The organism is Streptomyces sp. NPDC127197 (assembly GCF_042672405.1).
In the GTDB taxonomy this organism is placed as follows: domain Bacteria; phylum Actinomycetota; class Actinomycetes; order Streptomycetales; family Streptomycetaceae; genus Streptomyces; species Streptomyces flavusporus.
Genome location: NZ_JBHXVG010000095.1, coordinates 1 through 6,796 on the forward strand (window position 1 = coordinate 1; position 6,796 = coordinate 6,796).

The 6,796-nt window shown below is 68.3% G+C and carries 12 protein-coding genes; 7 read left to right on the forward strand and 5 right to left on the reverse strand.

What is annotated here, in order from left to right; translation table 11 throughout:
- Window positions 1–274: 274 nt before the first annotated feature.
- From ACFVJQ_RS45140 to ACFVJQ_RS45155, 4 genes are all read right to left on the reverse strand, one after another.
- A complete protein-coding gene (locus ACFVJQ_RS45140) occupies window positions 275–547 on the reverse strand; it encodes a hypothetical protein (protein ID WP_385515631.1) in 273 nt (90 codons plus the stop codon).
- Window positions 548–590: 43 nt separating this feature from the next.
- Window positions 591–851: a hypothetical protein gene (locus ACFVJQ_RS45145; RefSeq protein WP_385515686.1), complete on the reverse strand. Its 261-nt coding sequence runs from the start codon at window positions 849–851 to the stop codon at window positions 591–593.
- Window positions 852–937: 86 nt separating this feature from the next.
- Window positions 938–1,153: a hypothetical protein gene (locus tag ACFVJQ_RS45150; RefSeq protein WP_385791762.1), complete on the reverse strand. Its 216-nt coding sequence runs from the start codon at window positions 1,151–1,153 to the stop codon at window positions 938–940.
- Between the two features lie 4 nt (window positions 1,154–1,157).
- Window positions 1,158–1,703, reverse strand: a complete 546-nt coding sequence (locus ACFVJQ_RS45155) for a DUF5994 family protein (protein WP_385791764.1) — start codon at window positions 1,701–1,703, stop codon at window positions 1,158–1,160.
- 292 nt (window positions 1,704–1,995) lie between these two features.
- Here ACFVJQ_RS45155 and ACFVJQ_RS45160 point away from each other — a divergent pair, with 292 nt between their 5' ends.
- The 4 genes from ACFVJQ_RS45160 (at window position 1,996) to ACFVJQ_RS45175 (ending at window position 3,869) form a co-directional block, all read left to right on the forward strand.
- Window positions 1,996–2,520, forward strand: coding sequence for a DUF5994 family protein (locus ACFVJQ_RS45160; RefSeq protein WP_385515685.1), 525 nt, complete (start codon window positions 1,996–1,998; stop codon window positions 2,518–2,520).
- A gap of 5 nt (window positions 2,521–2,525) precedes the next feature.
- Entirely contained in the window at window positions 2,526–2,699 is a 174-nt protein-coding gene (locus ACFVJQ_RS45165; RefSeq protein WP_385515629.1) for a hypothetical protein, read from the forward strand.
- Window positions 2,700–2,806: 107 nt separating this feature from the next.
- Window positions 2,807–2,971: a DUF2625 family protein gene (locus tag ACFVJQ_RS45170; RefSeq protein WP_385791766.1), complete on the forward strand. Its 165-nt coding sequence runs from the start codon at window positions 2,807–2,809 to the stop codon at window positions 2,969–2,971.
- A gap of 65 nt (window positions 2,972–3,036) precedes the next feature.
- Window positions 3,037–3,869 (forward strand): IS5 family transposase gene (locus ACFVJQ_RS45175; protein WP_385791768.1). Its coding sequence is split into 2 segments (ribosomal slippage): window positions 3,037–3,397 and window positions 3,397–3,869, totalling 834 coding nucleotides; the frame shifts between segments, so codons are not numbered across the junction.
- Here the strand turns inward: ACFVJQ_RS45175 and ACFVJQ_RS45180 are convergent.
- Window positions 3,851–4,318: a DUF5959 family protein gene (locus ACFVJQ_RS45180; RefSeq protein ID WP_385515626.1), complete on the reverse strand. Its 468-nt coding sequence runs from the start codon at window positions 4,316–4,318 to the stop codon at window positions 3,851–3,853. The two genes, ACFVJQ_RS45175 and ACFVJQ_RS45180, sit on opposite strands and share 19 nt — an antisense overlap.
- A 95-nt stretch (window positions 4,319–4,413) precedes the next feature.
- On the opposite strand from ACFVJQ_RS45180, the gene ACFVJQ_RS45185 reads away from it, so the two are divergent.
- From ACFVJQ_RS45185 to ACFVJQ_RS45195, 3 genes are all read left to right on the forward strand, one after another.
- Window positions 4,414–4,821 carry a hypothetical protein gene (locus ACFVJQ_RS45185; RefSeq protein WP_385791770.1) on the forward strand — a complete coding sequence of 136 codons (408 nt, stop codon included), beginning with the start codon at window positions 4,414–4,416 and terminating at the stop codon, window positions 4,819–4,821.
- 92 nt (window positions 4,822–4,913) lie between these two features.
- Complete coding sequence (locus ACFVJQ_RS45190) at window positions 4,914–5,519, forward strand: DUF6919 domain-containing protein (protein WP_385791772.1); 606 nt, start codon at window positions 4,914–4,916, stop codon at window positions 5,517–5,519.
- 618 nt (window positions 5,520–6,137) lie between these two features.
- On the forward strand, window positions 6,138–6,796 hold a 659-nt coding region (locus ACFVJQ_RS45195; RefSeq protein ID WP_385791774.1), incomplete at its 3' end, for an ISL3 family transposase.

The following is a 6,796-nucleotide window of genomic DNA, read 5'->3' on the forward strand; positions in this document are numbered from 1 at the left end:
TCAAGAGCCCGATCGACTACGAACGTGACTACCGAGCCACCCTCGCCGAGGGACTGGCCGCATAGATCGTCTCCACGCTGCGAGGGGATTGACAGGATGCAACATGGCGACATCGCCTATATAACTCCCAGCAATAATCATGACGAGGGCGGACTCGATCCCGCGCTCGCAGACCGGCTGCTCAGGCGACGGGGAATGGAACCAGAGCCGTCACCATTCCCCAGGAGACACTTTTGCAATGCGGTCCCTGACCCGATGGGGCCCCTGCGCCGGGTCAGTCGCGTTCCTCCTCTTCGGCCTCCATGAACCGGATTCCCTGATGCGTCAGCGTGGCCATTGCGGGTGTGTTTCCCTGTGCCCAGTCGACTGTGATGAGCCCCTCGCCCGCCAGATATGCGCACGCTGCGGCCAGGTCCTGCTCAGACATGTGGAGGTCGTCGCGCAGCTTCGCCCCGGTGACGCCGAGGAGGCGATTGCCCTCCGTGGTCTCGTACAGGGTCTTCATGATCGCTTCGCGGTAATTCTTCCGCTCGCGGAGTGTTGCCATGATTGCCGCCGACTCGTGCCGGGCACCGTCGAGGGTCCTTGTCTCAGATTTCGTCCGTCTGTGTGAGGTCCTGCTCGGAGGACTGACTGGCTGCCAGCCAGGACCGCGCCGGCTCTGCCGTGTGCGTGGTGTCTACGGTGAGGTGGAGGCGGGTTCCGCCGTCGCTGCCGGCGGGGTAGCTGCGCTGTTCGGTGGCGGCGAAGCAACGGCGGAGTACCTCTGCTACCCGACGGGCGGCCTCGGGAGACGCGGCGACGATGCGTACCTCGGTACGCCCGCCCGAAGGTGGTTCCGGTGGCTTCATGGTGGCCTCGTTCATCGGGGCGATGTGCCGGTGGGTGGGCGCCGTGGCGCCGCACCCACCGCCCCCGGTCAGGAGAAGGGTCCGCGTCATCCGGCGCCCTCTTCGGGTCGCTTGCGGCGAGGAGTGGCGGCGGGCGATCCGGCATGCTCTGCCGGCCATCGGCCCTTCCGGCTCCGCCGGCCGATTCCCGGCATGGCGTCGCCGTAGTGGAATGCCGCGATCCGTTCGTCGTGTTGGCCATTGAGCAGATGGATGAGCAGCACTCCTATGATGATCACGGACACGGTGATGGCGATCTCCATGTCCTCACATCTCTCGGGCGGAGCTCATGGATCCGGGCGCGGCGTGCCCGCCTTCGGTCTCCCACTCCTCTTCTCGGTCGAGCGACTCCTTCGCCTCACGGGAGGTGTCCTCGTTCGCCATCAGAGCGCTGGCGGTGGCGAGCCCGTTGGGGGTGGCTGCGGCGGCCATCAGTCGCGCGGCGGCGGCCGCGTCGGTCTCCGGCGGGATCACCAGCAGGTCCCAGCGGCCTGCGGTGTAGGAGAGCAGGATCATCTTGTGCGGGTCCTGCTCGTCGGCGAACCAGCCCACGTGCACAGTGTGCCCGGCCACGGGCACCTTGTGAGGGATCATGGGCCAGTGGGTCGGGTTCACCGTGACACGCGTGATCCGGCCCCAGCGCGCGTCCAGCACGTCGATGAGGGCGGGGAGTTCACGGGAAAGATCGCGAGAGCGAGGCCACCAGGCGCCGTCCAGGAGACCCGGGGCGGACCCCGCCGGGGTCAGAGACAGGCGGGCCGGTGGTGAGGTCACGCGCTCACTGATAGTCATACGGTCGATGGTCGCGGTCATGGCGCGGACCTGTCCCCGGGCTTGTCTTCGACGTCCCGGTGTTGTTGCTCGCCGAGAACGGCACCGGCGTGGGAGCCGGTGTGCGAAGTACTCCCGGTGGTTCCACTGTACTCCGGGCGCGGTCCGGTGAACCCGCATGTGACCAGCGAGCTTCGATGGGAACCCGGAGATCCGCAGCGAGCGGGTGAGCCTGGGCGTGGGCTCACGGAGTACGGTGAAACCGGCAGCCGCCAAGACGTCATTCCAGGCGATCAGCGAGCGCATGCCGAACCCACAGACGGGTGAGCACACCATGTCCGACGCCGACACCCCGCGTGAAGCGAAGCTTCTGCCGGACGCGATTCACCATGCCGTGAAACCTGGAACAGCCCTCCTGCGGCTGGAGACCACGCATGCCCGTCAGGGAGTTCTCGACGGTGCATGGTGGCCGCGTTCCCGCGACATCGGCGCCGAGCTGCCCAGCCTGATCACCGCGCTGACCGAGCACCTCGGACCCGTCGACCGCGTCGGCCTGGACTCCAATGCCTGGGAAGAACTACCGACACGACTGATCATCGACGACCGGGTCGTGCACATCGACTCCTTCCCGGTCGGTGACGACACCGTGCTCATCACCCGAGGCGATCGAGACCACTTCTCCCTGCTGGTGGTCCCACCGGACACGACTCCCGACGCGGCACGCGCCGCGATGGCCCGGGCCGTCAGCGCCGACAACACCACGGCCGAGCAGATCCTCATCGACACCGGCACCGGCCGGACACGCCCGGTCGCCATGGAAGATCCGCAGACGGGCCAGGAACGCCGCGATATGAGGTGATGCAGATGGCCCTCTTTCTCCTGCTCATCATCGTGGCGATCGTGCTGGGCATCATCGGAGCGGTGACCGAGGGACTGTTCTACCTGCTGGTCATCGGCGTGATGGTGCTCGTTGCCGACCTCGTCTTCCTCCGCATACGCCTAGGCCGCCGGCGCGCTGGGAAACGCCGTGTCCGGTAACCGGTGGCTGAAGCTCCACGACAGGGCGGCGGAGCTGTCGTATCTGGACCGCCTGCGGTGCCCAAGAGGCTCTGGGGGGCGGTCACTCGACGTGGCTGGCGTGGCTGGTGTCCGGGGCACTCGATGAGTTCTACGCCGATCTGCGCTGGCCCGGCTGGAAGGAGGAGGTCCGGGCGCTGAACGCAATCAGGGCCTGTCAGTGTTCCCGCCGTTGTAGTCTGCCGAGGCGCGCCAGGACATCTCCGCTACCAGCCGTCGCGCCGTGCCCATAAGAACTCCTAACAGAATGGTGTTCTGACCTTGGAATGTGGGTGTCTGATGCTGCGTTGGCCTGCGCATGAGGAGGGGTGAACAGCTACCGTGGATCGTGTCCGATGAGCTGTGGGCGCGGATCGAGCCGTTGCTTCCGGTCGTGCCGCGTCGCCCGCATCACCCGGGGCGCAGACGTCTGGACGACCGCAAGGTGCTGTCGGGCATCCTGTTCATGCTCTACACCGGCATTCCACGGGAGTTCCTGCCGCAGGAACTGGGCTTCGGCTCCGGCATGACCTGCTGGCGGCGGCTGCGTGACTGGAACGAGGCCGGAGTCTGGCAGCGGTTGCACGAGTCGCTGCTGGCCGAACTGCACGCCGCCGGCGCTCTGGACTGGTCGAGGGCGGTGATCGACGGCTCCCACGTGCGGGCCATGAAAGGCGGCCCAAAACCGGACCGAGCCCGGTCGACCGTGCCCGAACAGGCTCCAAGCACCATCTGATCACCGAAGCGCACGGCATCCCGCTCGTCGCGTCACTGACCGGCGGCAACCGCAACGACGTCACCCAGCTCATGCCGCTGATCCAGGCCGTCCCACCGGTGCGCGGCCGGCGGGGCCGGCCCCGCCGACGACCGGACACGCTCTACGCCGACCGCGGCTACGACCACGACAAGTACCGCAAGCAGGTCCGGGCAGTGGGAATCACCCCTGTCATCGCCCGACGCGGCACCGAACACGGGTCAGGACTGGGCGTGCACCGGTGGGTGGTCGAGCAGAGCTTCGCGCTGCTGCACTGGTTCCGCCGCCTGCGTATCCGCTGGGAGATCCGCGACGACATCCACGAAGCGTTCCTCAGCCTGGCGTGCAGCATCATCTGCTGGCGACGGCTGACAACAGTTCAGCGCCGCCACTCGTAGGCGCCGGGGGAGGTCTCCACAACCTCCTGGGGCCAGGAAACCCGGACATGCTGCAGCCGTTCGTAGTGCTCATCAGCCCATCCATCGGCCAGGCGCAGCGGGACCCGCACCGATGTCCCCGATCCCACTGCGTCCGTCACCACAACCACGGCAACCCCACTCTGGCCAGACGGTTCGAATCGGATCTCGGGGTTGCGCCCGTCGTCCATCCAGACGACGTCCCGCCCGGCGGCCAGCGCGCCCAGGGCCTGAGCCCAGCCATCCAAGTCATCCGGGGCCAGACACACTTCCAGACGTCCCTGGGCGAACCCACTCGTGACGACAATCTCCGCATCCAGGAAGTCGTGCCAGGGCAACACCCCGGGCATGGTGCGGCCCAGAACCCGAACCCCAAGACTGCTCTCCCCGTCGCCCAGGCGGATGAGATCCACAGTGGTGCCCTCGGCCATCCCCGCTCCCCACGCTTGCATCGACTGCCGTCATGATGCACGCGCATCAGCACTCGGCCTATACGGGGGCATTGCGTTAGGAGTTCTTAGCCGTCGTGTCCGCGGTCGTGGTCGGGGTGGGGGTGTGGTGCATCGTGCGGGCCGTTCCCCGCTCCCGGCCGCTGAAGATGCGGCTGGAGGAGTGGGCGGTACGGGCCGACGACTGGATCGCACCGCCCGTGCCGCGTCCTGCGGTGGCGCCCAAGCCCGTCGATCACCTGGCGTTCATCCTGGAGCGCGCGGCCGCACCGTCGATGCCGGCGTCGGTACCCGCGTCGCGGTCGACGGAGCCTCGCCCGCTGGTCCCCTACGAGCTGGCGGGCTGGAACTGCTGGCGCTGCGGGGAGACGGCGGTGGAGGGTACCCACGCGTGGAGGGACCGCGGCCCGTACCAGCTGCTGAGCAACCACACGTTCGTGTGTCCCAACGGACATCGGTGGGACAACAGCACGGACGGGGGCTGACCCGTGCGGGCGTTGATGATGCGGGTGCTGCCGCGCTGGCTGACCGACCTGGCCGTGGAGTTCGCCGGGCACTGGGGGGAGGGGTCGGTGTGATGCGTCGTACGGATCGCCGGGCTTGGGGTGCGGCCCGCAGCTTTGAGGACCTGGCACGGCTCACCGCCGACTGGCTGGAGGGACGCCTGACAGGGCACCCCAACGGCCACCACACCGGCCCCGACCCCGAGACGATGCCGCTCGTGCCGGTGCTCGCCGCCTGCAACCGGGGCGGGATCCTGACCGAGAACAGCCAGCCCGGGGAACTCGCCGAACACCAGGGCCTGCTGTGGCACCAGCGGGCGTACGTCACGGGGTTCGCCGGGCCCAGCCTGGCCGGTGTGGTGAACGAGCTGGCGCGTCAGAACGGTCTGCTGACCCGGGTCTACATGCCTACCGGGCGCCGTCTGCTGGACTCCGGGGCGGTCGATGTGACGCGGTGGGGTGATCGCATCAACACCGGTGTCGGTGACCGCCTGCCGCCTCGCGCGGTGCGGCAGGTCTTCCCCGGATGCCACTCGGACACGGTCCGCGAGGTGGTTGAGGCGTGGCAGGTCACCATCGTCGATCCGGAGTGGGGCCGGAACGATCTGCTGTGGCCGACGCTGCGCCATGCGCTCGCGGCCCACCAGTCCCTGCCCCAGAGGGAGGGCACGGATCGGTGAAGGCAGATGTGGCGTGGGGCGGGGAGTGGGAGCACTCCGAGTGCGGCGGCTCCGGCGAGGCCTTGTGGGATGACGAGGACACCGCGTCGTCCGGGCACGAGTGCGGCCTGGATGGAGAGGTGACCTGGAGTGCCGAATGGCGCTGCCACGGCTGCGGTGCCTCGGGAGATGCCCATTTCGATGACGACACCACGACGTACTCGAACCACGAGTGCGACGACGAAGACGAGGACGCAGTACCGGAGATGGACGGAGCAGGGGTGGCTATGTACACGAAGTTGCGGCTCTGGTCCAACTTCTGTGATGTGCCTACTCCCTGTGACTGTTGGTCTTGCTGATAGGTCTCGCGAGATCGTCTGGAAACTGCCGGTGCTGACCGCGTTCGGGCTAATGGTTCTGGGCTGTGGGCGAGGTACTGCTCCGGCTGGAAGAGCTGCTCTTCCTGGCGGATCCGGGGATCAAGGTGGTGTCGGTGCAGGACGACGGAGAGGTGATCCGAGTCGGTGTCAGATGCCGGACGGCCGGGGCTCGGTGCCCGGGCTGCGGAAGCTGGTCCGGGCGGGTGCACGGCTCTTATCTGCGGTTTCCAGCTGACCTCCTGTGGCGGGACGGCGGGTGGTGCTGCGGCTCCGTGTCCGGCGCTTCACATGCGAAGACGTCTCCTGCGGGCGGCGGACGTTCGTCGAGCAGGTCGCGGGCCTGACCCGGCGGTACAGCCAACGGACCGAACGAATGCGGTCGGTGCTGGCCGAGGTCGGCCTCGCCCTGGCCGGTCGAGCCGGCGCCCGGCTGGCCGACGTCTTCGGGTCGAGGGTCAGCCGGAACACGGTCCTGCGGCTGGTCGACTCCCTCCCGGAACCCCAGCCGCAAGTTCCGCGTGTGGTCGGCGTCGACGAGTACGCGATGCGCAAGGGCCGTGTCTACGGGACCGTGCTGGTCGACGTCGAGACCCGCAGGCCGGTTGACCTACTGCCGGATCGCGAGGCAGGCACTGTGGCGGCCTGGCTGGCGGAGCATCCGGGGATCGAGGTCGTCTGCCGTGACCGTGCCCCGTTCTTCGCCGAGGGCGCCAGGATCGGGGCACCCACCGCAGTCCAGGTCGCCGACCGGTTCCACCTCTGGCGCAACCTTGGCGAAGCGGCCGAGCGGTGCGTCTCCCGCCACCGCTCGTGCCTCCGCGCGACCTTCACCGTGTCGGTACCGGAGAAGGCTCCGGCACCGGCCGAGAGCGGGTCGCCATGGCCCACCGGGCACCGGTTCGCCGACCGCACCCGCGC